Origin of the sequence: Actinomyces sp. HMSC08A09 (genome assembly GCF_001807465.1) — a bacterium.
GTDB classification, from domain to species: domain Bacteria; phylum Actinomycetota; class Actinomycetes; order Actinomycetales; family Actinomycetaceae; genus Actinomyces; species Actinomyces oris.
This window is the reverse complement of sequence record NZ_KV789122.1, coordinates 24,016-24,529: the sequence shown is the minus strand read 5'-3', so window position 1 is coordinate 24,529 and position 514 is coordinate 24,016. Positions and strand designations below refer to the sequence as shown.

Annotated in this window: 1 protein-coding gene; it reads left to right on the top strand. The window is 51.6% G+C overall.

Annotated elements, in window-relative coordinates:
- Positions 1–346: DUF6318 family protein (locus HMPREF3165_RS13790; protein WP_256275150.1), on the top strand; the 346-nt coding region annotated here is incomplete at its 5' end.
- Positions 347–514 lie beyond the last annotated feature (168 nt).

Below are 514 nucleotides of genomic sequence, written 5' to 3'. Positions count from 1 at the left end.
CTACGCCTTCATGACCGGCAACACCACCGAACTTGCTGCTATGAGCGATGATCGCTGCAAGTTCTGCAAGTCCACCATCGACGATGCCAACGACATTCACAGCAAAGGAGGATGGGCCGACAAATGGGACCAGGAAATTGTCGGCATGACTTACTATGAGAAGCTGGAAGGCTACGAATACAACAGGGTCAAGGTGATCGTCAACTACGGAGCGATGGCCTCCTACTATGGCGACGGACAGAACCCATCAACCTCTGAAGCAACATACGGTCAAGAAGTTAACTTCGGAGTTCGATACAATAATGGAAGATGGATGGTAGGGGCCGTTGAGGCAGTGTCAAAATGAAACTAAGTACACGCAGCATTATCACTGCCGTAGTTTTGGTCTTGATTTTGATGAACCCCACCCTCAGGGCTGAAGACCAGGCCGACAACGCTCCTGTGACGAGACTAAGAGCAAGAAACCTCGACGGTGGCAGCGAGGCCTATGGGGAGGTGACTGAAACTGTCCCTC